The organism is Limnohabitans curvus, assembly GCF_003063475.1.
GTDB lineage: Bacteria > Pseudomonadota > Gammaproteobacteria > Burkholderiales > Burkholderiaceae_C > Limnohabitans > Limnohabitans curvus.
The window spans coordinates 1,040,530-1,057,136 of sequence record NZ_NESP01000001.1 but is presented as its reverse complement, the minus strand read 5'-3'; the positions used below and the strand labels follow the sequence as shown (position 1 = coordinate 1,057,136).

At 57.1% G+C, this 16,607-nt stretch carries 18 protein-coding genes; 13 read left to right on the top strand and 5 right to left on the bottom strand.

The features are described 5' to 3' along the window. A complete protein-coding gene (locus B9Z44_RS05345) occupies positions 1 to 960 on the bottom strand; it encodes a PhoH family protein (RefSeq protein ID WP_108358374.1) in 960 nt (319 codons plus the stop codon). A gap of 27 nt (positions 961 to 987) precedes the next feature. Between B9Z44_RS05345 and ruvA the strand changes: the two genes are divergently transcribed. Next, positions 988 to 1,560, top strand: coding sequence for a Holliday junction branch migration protein RuvA (gene ruvA / locus B9Z44_RS05340; protein ID WP_108401876.1), 573 nt, complete (start codon positions 988 to 990; stop codon positions 1,558 to 1,560). 3 nt (positions 1,561 to 1,563) lie between these two features. Beyond that, complete coding sequence (gene ruvB / locus B9Z44_RS05335; protein WP_108401875.1) at positions 1,564 to 2,616, top strand: Holliday junction branch migration DNA helicase RuvB; 1,053 nt, start codon at positions 1,564 to 1,566, stop codon at positions 2,614 to 2,616. Positions 2,617 to 2,625: 9 nt separating this feature from the next. Here ruvB and B9Z44_RS05330 read toward each other — a convergent pair whose 3' ends face one another. Continuing rightward, on the bottom strand, positions 2,626 to 3,285 hold the full coding sequence (locus B9Z44_RS05330) for a histidine phosphatase family protein (protein ID WP_108401874.1): 660 nt from the start codon (positions 3,283 to 3,285) through the stop codon (positions 2,626 to 2,628). A gap of 67 nt (positions 3,286 to 3,352) precedes the next feature. Between B9Z44_RS05330 and B9Z44_RS05325 the strand changes: the two genes are divergently transcribed. The 5 genes from B9Z44_RS05325 to B9Z44_RS05305 are packed head-to-tail and all read left to right on the top strand — an operon-like array spanning position 3,353 to position 7,610. Next, positions 3,353 to 4,039, top strand: a complete 687-nt coding sequence (locus tag B9Z44_RS05325) for a TetR/AcrR family transcriptional regulator (RefSeq protein WP_108401873.1) — start codon at positions 3,353 to 3,355, stop codon at positions 4,037 to 4,039. Positions 4,040 to 4,050: 11 nt separating this feature from the next. Further along, positions 4,051 to 5,847 (top strand): acyl-CoA dehydrogenase C-terminal domain-containing protein, encoded by a 1,797-nt coding sequence (locus tag B9Z44_RS05320; protein WP_108401872.1) that lies wholly within the window; start codon positions 4,051 to 4,053, stop codon positions 5,845 to 5,847. Between the two features lie 35 nt (positions 5,848 to 5,882). Next, a complete protein-coding gene (locus B9Z44_RS05315) occupies positions 5,883 to 6,335 on the top strand; it encodes a DUF2147 domain-containing protein (protein WP_425437159.1) in 453 nt (150 codons plus the stop codon). 15 nt (positions 6,336 to 6,350) lie between these two features. Next, positions 6,351 to 7,115: an enoyl-CoA hydratase gene (locus B9Z44_RS05310; RefSeq protein WP_108401871.1), complete on the top strand. Its 765-nt coding sequence runs from the start codon at positions 6,351 to 6,353 to the stop codon at positions 7,113 to 7,115. 12 nt (positions 7,116 to 7,127) lie between these two features. Beyond that, the gene (locus B9Z44_RS05305) at positions 7,128 to 7,610 is read left to right on the top strand and encodes a thioesterase family protein (RefSeq protein ID WP_108358367.1); all 483 of its coding nucleotides are present in this window, start codon (positions 7,128 to 7,130) and stop codon (positions 7,608 to 7,610) included. A gap of 3 nt (positions 7,611 to 7,613) precedes the next feature. On the opposite strand, the gene B9Z44_RS05300 is transcribed toward B9Z44_RS05305, so the two are convergent. Then, positions 7,614 to 8,024: an acyl-CoA thioesterase gene (locus tag B9Z44_RS05300; protein WP_108358366.1), complete on the bottom strand. Its 411-nt coding sequence runs from the start codon at positions 8,022 to 8,024 to the stop codon at positions 7,614 to 7,616. A gap of 38 nt (positions 8,025 to 8,062) precedes the next feature. Between B9Z44_RS05300 and B9Z44_RS05295 the strand changes: the two genes are divergently transcribed. Beyond that, positions 8,063 to 9,871, top strand: coding sequence for an ABCB family ABC transporter ATP-binding protein/permease (locus B9Z44_RS05295; RefSeq protein ID WP_108401870.1), 1,809 nt, complete (start codon positions 8,063 to 8,065; stop codon positions 9,869 to 9,871). Positions 9,872 to 10,207: 336 nt separating this feature from the next. Here B9Z44_RS05295 and metK read toward each other — a convergent pair whose 3' ends face one another. Next, positions 10,208 to 11,389, bottom strand: a complete 1,182-nt coding sequence (metK, locus tag B9Z44_RS05290; RefSeq protein ID WP_108358364.1) for a methionine adenosyltransferase — start codon at positions 11,387 to 11,389, stop codon at positions 10,208 to 10,210. A gap of 194 nt (positions 11,390 to 11,583) precedes the next feature. Here metK and B9Z44_RS05285 point away from each other — a divergent pair, with 194 nt between their 5' ends. Then, positions 11,584 to 12,450: a lysophospholipid acyltransferase family protein gene (locus B9Z44_RS05285; protein ID WP_108358363.1), complete on the top strand. Its 867-nt coding sequence runs from the start codon at positions 11,584 to 11,586 to the stop codon at positions 12,448 to 12,450. Positions 12,451 to 12,453: 3 nt separating this feature from the next. Then, positions 12,454 to 13,320 carry a lysophospholipid acyltransferase family protein gene (locus B9Z44_RS05280; protein WP_108358362.1) on the top strand — a complete coding sequence of 289 codons (867 nt, stop codon included), beginning with the start codon at positions 12,454 to 12,456 and terminating at the stop codon, positions 13,318 to 13,320. Here B9Z44_RS05280 and yihA read toward each other — a convergent pair whose 3' ends face one another. After that, complete coding sequence (gene yihA, locus B9Z44_RS05275) at positions 13,321 to 13,923, bottom strand: ribosome biogenesis GTP-binding protein YihA/YsxC (RefSeq protein WP_108402811.1); 603 nt, start codon at positions 13,921 to 13,923, stop codon at positions 13,321 to 13,323. A 228-nt stretch (positions 13,924 to 14,151) separates the two neighbouring features. Between yihA and B9Z44_RS05270 the strand changes: the two genes are divergently transcribed. The 3 genes from B9Z44_RS05270 to B9Z44_RS05260 all read left to right on the top strand — a co-directional run bounded on the left by B9Z44_RS05270 (position 14,152) and on the right by B9Z44_RS05260 (position 16,588). Beyond that, complete coding sequence (locus B9Z44_RS05270; protein ID WP_108358361.1) at positions 14,152 to 14,778, top strand: c-type cytochrome; 627 nt, start codon at positions 14,152 to 14,154, stop codon at positions 14,776 to 14,778. A gap of 144 nt (positions 14,779 to 14,922) precedes the next feature. Then, positions 14,923 to 15,945: a protein-methionine-sulfoxide reductase catalytic subunit MsrP gene (gene msrP, locus B9Z44_RS05265; RefSeq protein ID WP_108358360.1), complete on the top strand. Its 1,023-nt coding sequence runs from the start codon at positions 14,923 to 14,925 to the stop codon at positions 15,943 to 15,945. Between the two features lie 4 nt (positions 15,946 to 15,949). Beyond that, positions 15,950 to 16,588, top strand: coding sequence for a protein-methionine-sulfoxide reductase heme-binding subunit MsrQ (locus B9Z44_RS05260; RefSeq protein WP_233246845.1), 639 nt, complete (start codon positions 15,950 to 15,952; stop codon positions 16,586 to 16,588). The last annotated feature ends 19 nt before the right edge of the window (positions 16,589 to 16,607 follow it).

Here is a 16,607-nt window from a genome sequence, read left to right as displayed (position 1 = left end):
TTAAGATTGTTTGCGTGAAGGGGCGCCGGTGGTGGCCGTGCGCTGTGCGTCATAGGCATCCACGATGCGGGCCACCAGTGGGTGACGCACCACATCAGCGCTGGTGAAGCGAGTGACCGAGATGCCTTTGACGCGTTTCAACACGCGCTCTGCATCAATCAAGCCGCTGAGCTGACCCTTGGGTAAGTCAATTTGGCTCACATCCCCCGTGACCACCGCTTTGGCACCAAAACCAATGCGGGTGAGGAACATCTTCATTTGCTCGGGCGTCGTGTTTTGCGCCTCGTCCAAGATGACAAAAGCGTTGTTGAGCGTGCGGCCGCGCATGAAGGCGAGCGGTGCAATTTCAATCGCATTGCGCTCAAACGCTTTTTGCACGCGGTCATAGCCCATCAGGTCATACAACGCGTCATACAAGGGGCGCAAATACGGATCGACTTTTTGGCCCAAGTCGCCTGGCAAGAACCCCAGTTTTTCGCCGGCTTCCACGGCGGGGCGTGTCAAAACAATGCGTTGCACAGCACTGCGTTCTAGCGCATCCACGGCGCAGGCCACGGCCAAATAGGTTTTGCCCGTGCCCGCAGGGCCAATGCCAAAGCTGATGTCGTGCGCAGCAATGTTGTCGAGGTAGGCCGCCTGTGTGGGCGTGCGTGCGCGCAAATCGGTGCGGCGGGTTTGCAGCGTGGGGACGTTCTCTTCCTCCATCGCACTGTCACCCGCGAGCATGAGCTGCACTTGTTCGGGGGGGATGGCTTTGGCTGCGCGCTCGTACAAGGCTTGCAGCACCTCCAGGGCGCGGGTGGCTTTGGCTTTGTGGCCGTCCACCTTGAACTGTTCGTGGCGGTGGGCGATTTTCACGTCCAAGGCCAGTTCGATGGTGCGCAAATGCTCGTCGGTAGGGCCGCACAGATGCGACAAACGGGTGTTGTTATGCGGGGTGAAGGTGTGGCGAAGAATCAAGTCGATAATCCCTAAAAAGGTCCCCCAATGATAGGCAAGTTAACAGGCATCCTCAGCGAGAAAAATCCACCCCAAGTTTTGGTGGACTGCAACGGCGTGGGCTACGAAGTCGATGTGCCCATGAGCACGTTTTACAACCTACCTGCCACTGGCGAAAAAGTGTCGTTGCTGACGCACTTTGTGGTGCGCGAAGACGCCCAAATTTTGTTTGGTTTTGGCACTGCTTCTGAGCGTGCCACGTTTCGCTTGCTCATCAAAATCTCAGGCGTTGGGCCCCGCATGGCCCTTGGCATCTTGAGTGGCTTGAGTGCCGACGAGTTGGCGCGTGCGGTGTCTGACCAAGATGCGGCGCGTCTTACCAAAGTGCCAGGGATTGGCAAAAAAACGGCAGAGCGTTTGCTCTTGGAGCTCAAAGGCAAGCTGGGCGCAGACCTTGGCCCCAATATGTTTTCTGCACCCGACCATCAAAGCGACATCTTGCAAGCCTTGCTGGCGCTGGGTTACAACGACAAAGAAGCCGCTGCTGCACTCAAGGTCTTGCCCGCCGATGTGGGTGTGAGCGATGGCATCAAACTGGCTTTGAAATCGTTGGCCAAATAAACCATGAGCATTCAAACTGACGACTTCGCCCCTACGCCACGTGTGGTGTCTGCCGCGCCCGTGTCGCCCAACGAAGAAGCGATTGAACGCGCCTTGCGCCCCAAGCTGCTGCAAGAGTACGTGGGCCAAATGAAGGTGCGCGAGCAGCTTGAAATCTTCATTGGTGCGGCCAAGATGCGCAACGAAGCGCTCGACCACGTGTTGCTGTTTGGCCCACCCGGTTTGGGTAAGACCACACTGAGCCACATCATTGCGCAAGAGCTGGGTGTGAACTTGCGTTCCACCAGTGGCCCTGTGTTGGAAAAGCCCAAAGACTTGGCGGCGCTGCTGACCGGCCTTGAGAAAAACGATGTGTTGTTCATCGACGAAATTCACCGTCTCTCGCCTGTGGTGGAAGAGATTTTGTATCCCGCGTTGGAGGACTACCAAATCGACATCATGATTGGTGAAGGTCCAGCGGCGCGCAGCATCAAGCTTGATTTGCAGCCCTTCACCTTGGTGGGCGCCACCACACGCGCAGGCATGTTGACCAACCCACTGCGCGACCGCTTTGGCATTGTGTCGCGTTTGGAGTTTTATACGGCTGAAGAGTTGCAACGCATCGTGGTGCGCAGCGCGGGCTTGCTGGACACGCCGATGGATGTGGAAGGTGGTTTTGAGATTGCGCGTCGTTCACGTGGCACGCCACGCATTGCCAACCGCTTGCTGCGCCGCGTGCGCGACTATGCCGATGTGAAGGGCACAGGCCGCATCACCGAAGACATTGCCAAACGCGCATTGGCCATGTTGGATGTGGATCCCCAAGGCTTTGACTTGATGGACCGCAAATTGTTAGAGGCGGTGATTCACCGTTTTGACGGCGGCCCCGTGGGTCTAGACAACATTGCCGCCAGCATCGGCGAAGAGCGCGACACCATTGAAGACGTGATTGAGCCGTATCTGATTCAGCAAGGTTTTTTGCAACGCACACCACGAGGCCGCATGGCCACGTTGGCGGCCTATCGTCACTTGGGGGTTACGCCGCCCAAGGCGATTGGCGACGTGTCCGCCGATTAAGTCAGCGTTTTAAGTGGTGGTCTCGTCGCGCGGTGAGCCGTGTGCATTGTCAAAGTGCGACACATCGCCCCAGCCCACGAGGCTCAAGCCCTGAGGCGTCCATAGCAAACGGTTGACGGCGGCATTGCCCAAGTGCCACGTGCGCGGGGCTTCCACCGGTTGGTTGGTAGCCAAGCGGTACAGTGCGTCCATCACGCCGCCATGCGCGACCAACACGATTTGTTCACCGAGATGTTGACAGGCCAGTTCCGCCACGCAGCTTGCAATGCGTTCGCGCACGGCCGTGAGTGACTCGCCTCCCAAGGGCGACCAATGTGGGTCACGTCCACGCCAAAGCTTGGCGTCTCCAGGCCAACCACTTTCAATTTCTGCCCAGGTTTGACCTTGCAAGTGCCCAAAGTGGCGCTCGCGCAAACCGGTGTGCCCGACCACTGAAAGCTGGGTGGCGCGTGTGTGACTTTGCGCGATGGCTTGTGCAGTTTCAAAAGCGCGCACCAAGTCACTGCTGTAAATCGCAGCGATACCTTCTTCACGCAGGGCGTGGCCCACGCGTTGGGCCTGCCATTTGCCTGTGTCGTTGAGGCCGATGTCGAGTTGGCCTTGAATACGGGTGTCGACATTCCAAGGGGTTTCCCCATGTCGTATGGCGAGAATTCGTGTGACTTGCATGGCTGTGAAGTTTAGATGGCTTGTTTTTCATGCAAAATAGCACGATCGTTCTTTTCTTGAATTTCGTATGACCGCTTCTCGTCAAACAGCCGCCTCTGAAAGCCGCGCCCTACAAAAAGGTCAGCAAACCAAGGCCACCATTGTGGATGCCGCTTTGGGTCTGGCCACACAAATTGGCTTAGAGGGTTTGAGCATCGGCGCTTTGGCCGAGGTGGCGCGCATGAGCAAGTCGGGCGTGTTTGCCCACTTTGGCTCACGCGAAGAGTTGCAAATTTCGGTGGTGCGTGAATACCACCAACGCTTTGAACACGAAGTGTTTTTGCCCATTCTGCAATCCGAGCGTGGTTTACCGCGCTTGCGCCAACTGTTTGCCAACTGGACCAAGCGCACCTCGGCTGAGATTGATTCAGGCTGCCTCTACATCAGCGGTGCGGCGGAGTTTGATGACCGACCCGGACCTGTGCGCGACGCCTTGGCCAGCTCGGTCAAAACTTGGCTGGCGGCGGTGTACCGCACGGTGGTGCAAGCACGTGACGAAGGCCATTTGGCGGCAGACATCGACGCCGAGCAAATGGTGTTTGAGTTGCATGGCCTCATCTTGGCCCTGCAATACGAAGCCCGATTCTTACGATCTTCTAAATCGTTGGCGCGCACCCTCAAAGGTTTTGAAAACATCTTGCAGCGCTATGGCGCAAGAGACGCAACACCCGTCATTAAAACAAGTGCCAAGCGCACCACTTCATCCAAAAAGTAAGGAGACACACCATGCCCAGCTACACCCCACCTCTGCGCGACATGCAATTTGTGCTGCACGAAGTGCTGCACGTCACCGACGAACTCAAGCAAATGCCCAAGCATGTCGACATGGATGCCGACACCATTGCGGCTGTGTTGGAAGAAGGCGGCAAGTTTGCATCTGAAGTGATTTTTCCGCTCAACCAAGTGGGCGACCAGCAGGGCTGCACGCTCAACCGCGACACGCACGAAGTCAAAACGCCCGATGGTTTTAAAGCAGCGTATGACCAATACGTGCAAGGCGGCTGGCCAGCCTTGAGTGCCGACCCCGAGTACGGCGGCCAAGGCTTGCCTGTGGTGGTGAACCAGTGCTTTTACGAAATGCTCAACAGCGCCAACCAAGCGTGGACCATGTACCCCGGCCTGACACACGGCGCCTACGAGGCCCTGCACGCACACGGCACGGATGCACAAAAAGCGCTGTATTTGCCCAAGCTCACCAGCGGTGAATGGACGGGCACCATGTGTTTGACGGAGCCCCATTGCGGGACAGACCTTGGCCTCTTGCGCACCAAGGCCGAGCCACAAGCCGATGGCACCTACCGCATCACCGGCAACAAAATCTTCATCAGCGCGGGCGAGCACGACATGGTGAGCAACATCGTGCACTTGGTGTTGGCGCGCTTGCCCGATGCGCCTGCAGGTAGCAAAGGCATCAGCTTGTTTGTGGTGCCCAAGTTTCACATCCATGCCGATGGCAGTGTGGGCGAGCGCAACGGTATTTACTGTGGCGGCTTAGAACACAAAATGGGCATTCACGGCAATGCCACTTGCCAGATGGTGTTGGATGGCGCAGTCGGCACACTGGTGGGGCAGCCTAACAAAGGCTTGGCCGCCATGTTTGTGATGATGAATGCCGCGCGCGTGGGCGTGGGCATGCAGTCGTTGGGCTTGACCGAGGTGGCGTATCAAAACGCGGTGGCCTATGCCAAAGACCGCATCCAGTCGCGCAGCCTGACGGGCGCCAAAGACCCCAGCAAACCCGCTGACAGCATCTTGGTGCACCCCGATGTGCGCAAGATGCTGCTCACCGCACGTGCCTACGCCGAAGGCGGTCGTGCGTTGGCGCTGCACTGCGCTTTGTTGATTGACCGCGAACTGAATCACCCTGACGAGACGGTGCGTGCCGAATCGGCCGAGCAGGTGGCCTTGCTCACGCCCATCGTCAAAGCCTTCATCACCGACAACGCGTGGACGGCTACCTCGTCATGCATGCAAGTGTTTGGCGGTCATGGCTTCATTCGCGAATGGGGCATGGAGCAATACGTGCGAGATGCGCGCATCAACATGATTTACGAAGGCACCAACACCATCCAAAGCTTGGACTTGTTGGGCCGCAAGGTGCTGGGTAACCAGGGCGCATCGCTCAAGAAGTTTGGCAGACACATTGCCGAGCTGGTGGCCGAGACCCAAGGTGACGAAGACATGGCCGAGTTCATCAACCCGCTGGCCAAGTTGGGTCAGCAGATGACGCAGTTCACCGGCGAGATTGGCTACAAAGCCATGGAGAACGCTGACGAAGTGGGCGCCGCTGCGGTGGACTACCTGCGCGTGGCGGGCCATTTGGTGTTTGGCTACTTCTGGGCGCGCATGGCCCAAGTGGCCTTGCAAAAGATCGCCGAAGGCAACCGCGACCCGTTCTACCAAGCCAAGCTGCAAACCGCACGCTTTTACTTTGCCAAGCTCTTCCCAGAGACGGCATCGCTCATCCTCACTGCGCGTGCGGGCTCTGCTGTGCTGATGGAGACAGAGGCCGTGTTTGTCTGAATTGTGCAGTCCTAGAAATCAGGTAAATTAAAAACATGATGAATACACGCATTTTGAAAACTTATGTGGGCGTTGCCTTGCTTGCGGCTGGCAGCAGCTTTGCGCAAATGACGCCTGTGGGCACATGGCGCAACATCGACGACAAAACAGGTGAGGCGAAAGCCGAAATCCAAATTATTGAAAAAGAGAGTGTGCTGAGTGGTCGCGTCGTCAAGTCACTGCGCAACGATCCGAACGCCAAAAAGACGTGTGAAGACTGCAAGGATGACCGCAAAGACCAAGACATCATTGGGATGGAAATCATCCGCGGTGTGAAACTTGATTCCTCCAGTGAGTTTTTGTGGGCTGGGGGAGGGAAAATTTTGGATCCAGAAAATGGCAAGGAATACAGCGTGAAAATGGTGCCCAAAGAAGGCGGACAAAAACTGCAAGTACGCGGCTATATCGGACCGTTTTATCGCACGCAAGTTTGGTTGCGCGCTCAGTAATTAAGTAGGAAAAGCATGATAGAAATTTTGAGCCACATCGATGGCGGTGTGATGACCCTGACCTTCAACCGCGTTGACAAAAAGAACTCTCTCACCGCGGCGATGTATACCGCCTTGGCCGATGCCGTTGAGCAAGCTGAAAGCAACCCAAGCGTGCGCGTCTTGGTGTTCCAAGGCCACGAAACCGTGTTTTGCGCTGGCAACGACATCGCTGATTTTCTGAACAACCCGCCATCCACCTTGGATGCGCCGGTGTTCCGTTTGTTGCGCAACATTGCTGCCTTCCCCAAACCCGTGCTGGCCGCTGTGGCTGGCCCCGCTGTGGGCATTGGCACCACACTGCTGTTCCATTGCGATTTGGTTTATGCCGGTGACAACGCCGCGTTTGCGATGCCGTTTGTCAACTTGGGTGTGTGCCCTGAAGCCGCGTCTAGTTTGCTGGCCCCGCAAATGATGGGCTACCACCGCGCTGCCGAAGCGTTGCTGTTGGGCGAGCCCTTCATGGCCGAGGCCGCACTGGAAGTGGGCTTGGTCAACCGCGTATTGCCTCCGACGGAGGTGAATAACTATGTGCAAGCGCAGGCGCGCAAGCTGGCGGCTAAGCCTCTGTCATCTCTTTTGGAAACCAAACGCTTGATGAAAGCGGGTCAAGCTCAGCTGGTGCAAAAGCAGATGAACGAAGAAGCGGCTTCGTTTGGTCGCATGCTGACAGAGCCTGCTGCCAAAGAAGCGTTCGGCGCGTTCATGGAAAAACGCAAGCCCGATTTTTCAAAGCTTTGACTGACGCACGGCATGTCGCAACCACTCGCCAACGCCGTCGTGTTCGAGCCTGATTACCTCGAAGGTTTTCGCCAAATCTATGAAGAAAAAATTGTCTTCAACCACACGCTGGGCTTGAAGCTGGTGAGCGTCACGCCCGAAGAAGTTGTGGCCCGTATCGACATGCGCCCAGAGCTGGTGGGGCATTACGCCTACAACCGCATTCACGGTGGCGTCATCAGTGCCGTGCTAGACGCCATTGGCAGCGCGGCTGTGATGGCGTGTTTGGCGGCCAAGCACATGAAAGAGTCACCCACAGAGCGCTTAGAGCGCTTTGCCAAATTGGGCACGATTGATTTGCGGGTGGACTATTTGCGCCCCGGCATTGGCGAGCACTTCACCATTCATGCGCATGCCTTGCGTGTGGGCACACGTGTAGGCACCTCGCGCATGGAGTTTCGCGGGCCGGATGGCACGCTGATGTCCACTGGCACGGGCGCTTACATCGTTTCTTAACGCTCAGTCTTTGGGGATGGCGCGTGGCTTGCCATCTTTGTCGATGGCCACGTAGGTGAGCGTGGCTTCGGTCACCTTCATGTATTCCCCTTGTGAGCTAAAGCGTTCTGCAAAAACTTCCACTTGCACGGTGATGGAGGTGTTGCCAATGCGTTGCACACGCGAGAAAAAGCTCAAGATGTCACCCACTTTCACGGGGTGTTTGAAGATGAACTCATTCACCGCAATGGTGGCAAAGCGTCCGCGTGCATGGCGAGCGGGCAACACCGCACCAGCCAAGTCCACCTGAGCCATCACCCAGCCACCGAAAATGTCGCCATTGGCATTGCAATCGGCGGGCATGGGGATGACCTTCAAGACCAGTTCTTGGTCCGTGGGCAGTGGTTCGGCATGAGGGTTGGGGGAATGAGACATAGGCACAATCGAAGAATTACTTTTTGGCATTGTGCAACATGCGTCATCACGCCCATTCTTCTGCCCCCGCAGGGCAACACGTTAAACAGCGCCCCGACAGCGAAACCCTGAAACGCCTTTTCCCGTATTTGTGGCAATACAAATGGCGAGTCGTCGCCGCGTTGACCTTCATGGTGGGGGCTAAGTTGGCCAACGTGAGCGTGCCCTTGCTGCTCAAAGAGTTGATTGATGCCATGTCGTTCAAGCCCAACGATCCGATGGCCGTCATCGTCGTGCCCGTGTCTTTGTTGGTGGTGTACGGCGTGCTGCGTTTGTCGGTGTCGGCGTTCACCGAGCTGCGGGAGTTGGTGTTTGCCAAAGCCACCCAAGGTGCGGCGCGGCAAATTGCGTTGGAGACGTTTCAGCACTTGCATGCTTTGAGTTTGCGTTTTCATTTGGAGCGCCAAACCGGTGGCATGACGCGTGACATCGAGCGCGGTGTGCGTGGCATTGAATCGCTCATTTCGTATTCGCTCTACAGCGTGGTGCCCACGCTGATCGAGGTCGCTTTGGTGCTCAGCATTTTGGCGGTGAAGTTTGATGTGTGGTTTGCGGGCATCACGCTGGCGGCACTGGCGCTGTACATCGTGTTCACCATCAGTGTGACCGAGTGGCGCACCCAGTACCGCCGACAAGCCAACGAGTTTGATTCCGCGGCCCACACCAAAGCCGTGGACTCGCTGCTCAATTACGAAACCGTCAAATACTTCAACAACGAAGCCTTCGAGGCTTCGCGCTACGACAAGAGTTTGGAGGCTTTGCGCCGCGCGCGCTTGAAAGCACAAACGTCGTTGTCGTTGCTCAACACTGGGCAGCAACTCATCATTGCCGTGGCCTTGGTGGGCATGCTGTGGCGCGCCACACAAGGGGTGGTGGATGGCCGCATGACTTTGGGTGACTTGGTGATGATCAACGCCTTCATGATTCAGCTCTATATCCCGCTCAACTTTTTGGGGGTGCTGTACCGTGAAATCAAACAAAGTTTGACCGACTTGGATCGCATGTTCACGTTGCTTGAAAAGGAACGCGAAGTAGCCGATACGCCCAATGCTTCGGCGCTTGAATTGAGTGGCCCGCCGACGGTGAAGTTTGAATCCGTGGTGTTTGCGTATGAACCCACGCGGCCCATCTTGCACGGCATCAGCTTCGACATTCCTGCTGGCAAAACGGTGGCGGTGGTGGGCCCTTCGGGCTCGGGCAAGTCCACCTTGGCGCGCTTGCTGTTTCGCTTTTACGACGTGGGGTTGGGCGCGATCACCATCGACGGCCAAGACATTCGTCACGTCACACAAGGCAGCGTGCGTCGTGCCATGGGCATCGTGCCGCAAGACACGGTGCTGTTCAACGACACCGTGCGCTACAACATCGCTTATGGCCGCACCGATGCGACCGAGGTCGAGGTGGTGCAAGCCGCACGCGCTGCACACATTCACGAGTTCATCGCGGCCACACCCAAAGGCTACGACACGATGGTGGGCGAGCGCGGTCTGAAGTTGTCGGGTGGTGAAAAGCAACGTGTGGCGATTGCGCGCACCTTGCTGAAAAACCCGCCGATTGTGATTTTTGACGAAGCCACTTCTGCGCTGGACAGTGCCAATGAGCGTGCCATTCAGGCTGAGTTGCAAAGTGCCGCGCAGAACAAAACCACCTTGGTGATTGCGCATCGTTTGTCTACGGTGGTGGATGCGCATGAGATTTTGGTGTTGGATGCGGGGCGCATTGTGGAGCGGGGTTCGCATGCAGATCTGTTGGCGTTGAATGGCCGGTATGCGCAGATGTGGGCGTTACAGCAGTCTTCGGAAGTTTGATTCTTCTGTCGTCGCGGTTTCTTTCTTAGTTTGGTGCGTTTTTAGCTGAGGCGAAGCTTGGGCGGCGCACCCCAAACGGCTTACATCGCTGCGCGACGAATGGCGCCTTATTGGGGTACGCCACCCAAGCTTCTTTTGGCGAGCAAGCGGTGAGACGCAATTGAACGTGTGCATCGCTGAAGGTGGTTCAAACCCCAACTCGCATCTCCCGAGGCCAAAGAAAAAGGGCTTCCCGTAAAAACGAGAAGCCCTTCAACACGACTTCTGGTCTCCGCTCACATCGCAAGCGATATGAGCTTCGCCCAAGAACCGATACCTCGCTTGCGCGAGGCGGTCTTACAGACCGGCTGCAGCACGAAGTGCCGCAGCTTTATCGGTTCTTTCCCAAGTGAACTCTGGCTCTTCACGACCAAAGTGACCGTAAGCCGCTGTCTTGGCGTAGATTGGACGCAGCAAGTCGAGCATTTGAATGATGCCTTTGGGGCGCAAGTCAAAGTGCTCGGCCACCAGTGCTGACAACTTGTCGTCAGAGATCACGCCCGTGCCTGCGGTGTTCACCGTGATGTTCATAGGGCGAGCCACGCCAATGGCGTAAGCCACTTGCACTTGACACTGTGTCGCCAAGCCAGCAGCCACGATGTTTTTAGCCACGTAGCGTGCAGCGTAAGCGGCAGAGCGGTCGACCTTCGATGGGTCTTTGCCTGAGAACGCGCCACCGCCGTGAGGGCATGCGCCGCCGTAGGTGTCCACAATGATTTTGCGGCCAGTCAAACCGCAATCGCCTTGTGGGCCGCCGATGACGAAACGGCCAGTGGGGTTGATCAAAAACTTGGTGTCTTGCAACCACTCTTTGGGCAACACGGGCTTGATCAGCTCTTCGATGATGGCTTCATTGAAGCTGGCTTTCATCTTGGTGGCTGACTCGCTTTGGTCAGGGCTGTGTTGGGTGGATAACACCACGGTGTCAATGCTGTGAGGCTTGCCGTCCACGTAGCGCATGGTCACTTGGCTCTTGGCGTCGGGGCGCAAGAAAGGCAAGCGGCCATCTTTGCGCAACTGTGCTTGGCGCTCGACCAAACGGTGTGCGTAGTAAATGGGGGCGGGCATCAGCTCTGGCGTTTCGCTGCAAGCGTAGCCAAACATCAGGCCTTGGTCGCCCGCGCCGATGTTGAGGTGGTCGTCAGACGCGTGGTCCACGCCTTGGGCGATGTCGTTGGATTGCTTGTCGTAGCACACCATCACAGCGCAACCTTTGTAGTCGATGCCGTAGTCGGTGTTGTCGTAGCCGATGCGTTTGATGGTGTCGCGTGCGACTTGGATGTAGTCCACGTGCGCGTTGGTGGTGATCTCGCCAGCCAAGACGACCAAGCCGGTGTTGGTCAGGGTTTCGGCAGCCACGCGTGAGAGTGGGTCTTGCTCGAAGATGGCGTCCAAAATCGCGTCAGAGATTTGGTCTGCCACTTTGTCTGGGTGGCCTTCTGAAACGGATTCAGAGGTGAAGAGAAAGTCGTGAGACATGAAAAAAGCTCCTTGTTTTCAGTGGGTTGTTCGGCGTTGCCGACCCTGAAAACTTGGAGCCCAGCGAACGCTTTAGCAGTGGTTCGGGCTTCGCCCTTACTCTCACACCGTGGTGTGTCGTCGCCCTGCAAGTAGTTCTTTAACTCGGCGACAATCAAGATTCTAGTGGATTTATCAAAGTCATCAAAAAGTTCATGTCTCTCACCACCCGTATTTTTCATTTCCTTGCACGCATGCCCCTGCCTTTGATGCAGCGGTTGGGCGCTGTGCTGGGGTGGCTGGTGTGGTGGCTATCGCCCAGTTATCGCCGCAATTTCAAAGCCAATGTGCAGGCGGCTGGCGTGGCGTGGCGCGATGCACGTCCTGCTGTGGCGGCCATTGGCGCCATGGTGGCTGAGCTGCCTTGGGTCTGGATGCGTCCGCACAGTGCCAAGCTGGACGGCTTGGTGACGTGGGATGGTGCAGAGCACTTTGAAGCGGCGATGCAAGCCGGCAAAGGTGCCATCATCATGTCGCCTCATTTGGGTTCTTGGGAAATTGGCGCACAAGCGATTGCCGAAAAGTTTGGCCCCACGTATGGCCCGATGGTGGCGTTGTTTCGCCCTGCCCGCAAAGCGTGGTTAGAGCCTTTGGTGGCTAACGCTCGCACGCGCCCGTATTTAGATTCCGCCCCCACATCACTGGCCGGTGTGCGCACCCTCATTCGCACCCTGCGCAACGGCGGTTACACCGCTATCTTGCCCGACCAAGTGCCGCCCTTAGGCCAGGGCGTTTGGGCGCCGTTCTTTGGTCGCGATGTGTACACCATGACCTTGCTGGCGAAGTTGGCGCAACAAACCGGTGCACAAGTCATCATGACGTGGTGCGAGCGGTTGCCAGCAGGACAAGGTTTTTGCATGCACATGCGGCCCTTTGACGCCCCCGAAGTGAAAGACAGCAGCGTATCGCCCGAGGTGGCTGCGGCTGCGGTCAACCGCGGCGTGGAACGCATGGTGCTGGACGCGCCCGGTCAATACCTGTGGGGCTACGCGCGTGACAAACAGCCGCGCGCAGAGGGCTAAGCCATGTTCAGCAATTTTGGTTTGTGTGTGCTGCGCGGCTTGGGCTATTTGCCTTTGTCGTGGTTGCGCGCCCTAGGTGCGGGCTTGGGCGCTTTGCTGATGGCGGTGATTCCATCGCGTCGCCGTGTGGTGCAAACCAATTTGCGTGTGTGCTTCCCGCATTTGAGCGATGCCGAGCGTGATGCGCTCACACGCCAAACCTTTGTGTATTTCGCGCAAGCGTGGCTGGACCGGAGCTGGCTATGGCACCGCAGTGCGACGTGCATCCAATCCCGCGTGCAGCTATCCGGTGAGGTGGCCGCTTTGTCAGAGGCCACGCCCACGGTGTTGTTCGCGCCGCATTTCATGGGCTTGGACGTGGGGTGGACAGCGCTCACGCTCAACTTGCCTTTGCGTTTCACGACCATCTTCACGCCGCAATCGAACGCGGCGGTGGATGCCTGGGTGGCCAAAGGTCGTCAGCGCTTTGGCCAAGTTCGCTTGTTTCGCCGCGAAGATGGCGTCAAACCCATCGTGGCAGCCTTGCGTCAAAACGAGTTGTTGTACTTATTGCCTGACATGAACTTTGGCCCGAGCGAGTCCATCTTTGTGCCGTTTTATGGCGAGCCAGCGGCCACTGTGCCGTCGCTCTCACGCTTTGCCAAATTAGGCCGTGCCCGTGTGGTGCCGGTCATCACGCGGATGACGGATGCGGGTTATGAAGTGGTGGTGCATCCGGCGTGGAACGACTTTCCCACAGACGATGCCGAGGCTGATACAGCCAAGATGAACCAGCGCTTGGCGGTGTTCATCAACACCATGCCCGCCCAATACTTCTGGGTGCACAAGCGCTTCAAGACGCGTCCACCGGGTGCGCCTGAACTCTATTGATTAAGGGTGCATCCACTTGTACAAGGTGGCGGCGACTTCGTCTACCCCTTGTTTTTTCAGCGCTGAGAACAAACGCACTTCACCGCCGCCGGCTTGCAGCTTGGTGATTTGCAGCGCCTTCGCGCCATCGGTCTTGTTGAGTTTGTCTGCCTTGGTCAGCAACACCAAAAACTTCAAACCTTCTTCTACCCGTGGGCGAATCACGTCCAACAAAATTTCGTCCAGCTCGGTCAAACCGTGGCGTGGGTCACACATCAGCACCATCGCACGCAGGTTGGGGCGGGTGAGCAAATAGTTCGCCATCACTTGTTGCCAACGAATCTTGTCTTGCTTGGGTACGGCGGCGTAGCCATAACCGGGCAAGTCAGCCAGCACGGCATCGGTTTTGCCTTGGCGACCCATGGCAAACAAGTTGATGTGCTGGGTGCGACCGGGTGTTTTGGAGGCATAGGCCAAGCGTTTTTGCTGGGTCAGCACGTTGATGCAGGTTGATTTACCCGCGTTGGAACGGCCCACAAAGGCAATTTCGGGCAGGTCGTAGACGGGCAAGTGGTGCAGCTGGGCTGCGGTGGTCAAGAAGCGGGCTGTGTGTAGCCAGCCCATGGCGTATTTGGCTTGATCGGTGGGGCTTAGCGCCTCAAAGGTCGCTTTGGCGGCGGCGCGTTCGGCGTCTCTTTGGGCCTCAAGTTCAGCGTTCAAAACCGCGATTTCGGGCACCTCAGGCGTGTCAATTTGGGCGGGTGTGTCGTGTGGGTCTGGCTGGTTCATACGGCATTGTAGAATCACCGCAGTTTTTCGACGTCTTTGAGACCCATTAACCAAAGAACACTTATGAAGCTGATTGCCTCTTTGCTGATTGCTGCCGCCTTGGTAGCCCCCGCCCTTTCCAATGCCGCCGAGCCAGCAGCCCCTGCTGCCAAAGCCGATTTGGCCAAAGGTGAAGCCACTTACACCGCGATTTGCGCGTCTTGCCACGGTGCAGACGGCAACTCCGGTTCGCCTGCTTACCCCAAGTTGGCGCAGCAACACCCTGACTATTTGGTCAAGCAATTGCAAGAATTCAAATCTGGTAAACGCGCCAACGCCATCATGAGTGGCATGGCTGCAGGTTTGTCTGACGCTGACATGAAAAACGTGTCCGCTTGGGTGGGCTCGAAAGAATCTAAGCCTAACTTCGCCAAAGAAAAAGACTTGGTGGTGTTGGGTGAGCGCATCTACCGCGGTGGCATTGCCGACCGTCAAATCGCTGCTTGTGCCGGTTGCCATACGCCCACTGGCGCTGGTATTCCTTCGCAATACCCACGTTTGTCAGGCCAACACGCCGACTATGCGGTGGCGCAGTTGGTCGCCTTCCGCGATGGCGTGCGTAAGAACAGCGCCCAAATGACAGGCGTTGCTGCCAAGATGAACGACCGCGAAATCAAAGCGGTGTCTGACTACATCGCTGGTTTGCGTTGATCTGAGCGTCTCATCGCTTCCCAAAAAAGCTGGCCTTGAGCCAGCTTTTTTTATGCCCCGCAGAAAAGCCTTTGTCGAAGGTGCTGAGCATGAAAACAAGCTTCGATTCACAATGTGAGCCCACATCTGGAAAGAGAGCCCCGCATGCATCGCCATCTATTTAACCGCGCCAGTGATTCTGGTTTTATGCATCTTTTGGGCAGTGAAATCACGCCACAGCAGGTGTATGTGCAACGCCGCGATTGGTTGAGGCAGGTAGCGGCGGGTGCTGCTGGCGTGTCTTTGGCAGCTTGGGCGTCCCGCGATGCCTTGGCGCAAACGCCGAGCGAAGCCATCGCACGCCCTGGAAAATTAGCGCCCTTGACGGGGGCCGTGAGTCGCGTGAGCGGCGCCAACACGATGGAGAAAGCGACGCCGTACGCCGATGCCAGCAGCTACAACAACTTTTACGAATTCGGCACCGACAAAGCAGACCCCGCCAAATACGCGCACACCTTGCAGACCAAGCCCTGGACGGTCGAAATTGAAGGGCTTGTCAAAAAGCCGGGTCGTTTCGACCTAGACGCCTTGCTCAAACTCAGCCCCATGGAAGAGCGCATTTACCGCTTGCGTTGCGTGGAAGGCTGGTCGATGGTGGTGCCGTGGGTGGGTTATTCGCTGGCCGAACTCATCAAACGTGTGGAACCTTTGGGCAGCGCCAAGTATGTGGAGTTCATCACCCAAGCTGATCCCAAAACCATGCCCGGCGTGCGCTCGCGCGTGCTCGATTGGCCCTATGTGGAAGGCCTGCGCCTGGACGAGGCCATGCATCCGCTCACGCTGCTGAGCTTTGGCATGTACGGCGAAGTGCTGCCCAATCAAAACGGCGCGCCTGTGCGCTTGGTGGTGCCTTGGAAATACGGTTTCAAGAGCGCCAAGAGCTTAGTGAAAATCCGTTTTGTGGAGAAGCAGCCCGTCAACTCCTGGGGCCGTTCAGCGCCGCAAGAATACGGTTTCTATTCCAACGTGAACCCGAATGTGGACCACCCCCGGTGGAGCCAAGCCAGCGAGCGCCGCATTGGCGAAGATGGCTTGTTTGCCAAAAAGCGCAAGACCTTGATGTTCAACGGCTATGAAGCCCAAGTGGGTCAGCTCTACGCAGGCATGGATTTGAAAAAGCTGTACTGACGTGATCGTTGCTTTGCGCCATGCTTTGAAGCACCGCAGTGCCAAGCCCGTCTTGTGGCTGCTGTGCAGCTTGCCGTTCGTGTGGCTGGTGTGGGGCGCTGCCAACGACGCTTTGGGTGCCAACCCAGCTGAGTATGTGATTCGCGCCACGGGCGACTGGACGTTACGCCTGCTATGCGTGACGCTGGCCGTGACCCCCCTGCGAGTGATGTTGGGTGTGCCCGAGCTGGCCAAACTGCGGCGCATGTTCGGCTTGTTCACCTACTTTTATGTGGTGCTGCATTTGCTGTGCTACAGCTGGCTGGATATGGGGTTTGAATGGGGTGATATTGCTGACGATATTGCCAAGCGCCCTTTTATCTTGGTGGGATTCAGTGCATTTTTGTTGCTCACGCCGTTGGCGTTGACCTCTTTCAACCGCGCGATTCGGTGGCTAGGTGCGAAGCGTTGGCAGTGGTTGCACCGCCTGGTGTATGGGGTGGCAATGCTGGCGGTGTTGCACTTCTTTTGGATGCGGGCGGGGAAGAACAACTTTGCTGAGGTGTTTGTGTATGCCTTGGTGTTGTTTGTGTTGCTTGCTTGGCGAGTTGTCCACTCTTCTATGTGGCGTCAGTTGTCGCGCTCGGTTGGTTTCACTCGCTGAGGTGACTACGGGGGTGCGG

Bases quoted from the DNA above. Each gene is read 5' to 3' on its own strand.
- yihA (WP_108402811.1), bottom strand. From the start codon at position 13,923: ATGGGCTGGCTACACACAGCCCGCTTCTTGACCACCGCAGCCCAGCTG.
- B9Z44_RS05320 (WP_108401872.1), top strand. From the start codon at position 4,051: ATGCCCAGCTACACCCCACCTCTGCGCGACATGCAATTTGTGCTGCAC.
- B9Z44_RS05330 (WP_108401874.1), bottom strand. From the start codon at position 3,285: ATGCAAGTCACACGAATTCTCGCCATACGACATGGGGAAACCCCTTGG.
- msrP (WP_108358360.1), top strand. From the start codon at position 14,923: ATGCATCGCCATCTATTTAACCGCGCCAGTGATTCTGGTTTTATGCAT.
- B9Z44_RS05315 (WP_425437159.1), top strand. From the start codon at position 5,883: ATGATGAATACACGCATTTTGAAAACTTATGTGGGCGTTGCCTTGCTT.
- metK (WP_108358364.1), bottom strand. From the start codon at position 11,389: ATGTCTCACGACTTTCTCTTCACCTCTGAATCCGTTTCAGAAGGCCAC.
- B9Z44_RS05280 (WP_108358362.1), top strand. From the start codon at position 12,454: ATGTTCAGCAATTTTGGTTTGTGTGTGCTGCGCGGCTTGGGCTATTTG.
- ruvB (WP_108401875.1), top strand. From the start codon at position 1,564: ATGAGCATTCAAACTGACGACTTCGCCCCTACGCCACGTGTGGTGTCT.
- B9Z44_RS05310 (WP_108401871.1), top strand. From the start codon at position 6,351: ATGATAGAAATTTTGAGCCACATCGATGGCGGTGTGATGACCCTGACC.
- B9Z44_RS05295 (WP_108401870.1), top strand. From the start codon at position 8,063: ATGCGTCATCACGCCCATTCTTCTGCCCCCGCAGGGCAACACGTTAAA.
- B9Z44_RS05300 (WP_108358366.1), bottom strand. From the start codon at position 8,024: ATGTCTCATTCCCCCAACCCTCATGCCGAACCACTGCCCACGGACCAA.
- B9Z44_RS05305 (WP_108358367.1), top strand. From the start codon at position 7,128: ATGTCGCAACCACTCGCCAACGCCGTCGTGTTCGAGCCTGATTACCTC.
- B9Z44_RS05270 (WP_108358361.1), top strand. From the start codon at position 14,152: ATGAAGCTGATTGCCTCTTTGCTGATTGCTGCCGCCTTGGTAGCCCCC.
- B9Z44_RS05325 (WP_108401873.1), top strand. From the start codon at position 3,353: ATGACCGCTTCTCGTCAAACAGCCGCCTCTGAAAGCCGCGCCCTACAA.
- ruvA (WP_108401876.1), top strand. From the start codon at position 988: ATGATAGGCAAGTTAACAGGCATCCTCAGCGAGAAAAATCCACCCCAA.
- B9Z44_RS05285 (WP_108358363.1), top strand. From the start codon at position 11,584: ATGTCTCTCACCACCCGTATTTTTCATTTCCTTGCACGCATGCCCCTG.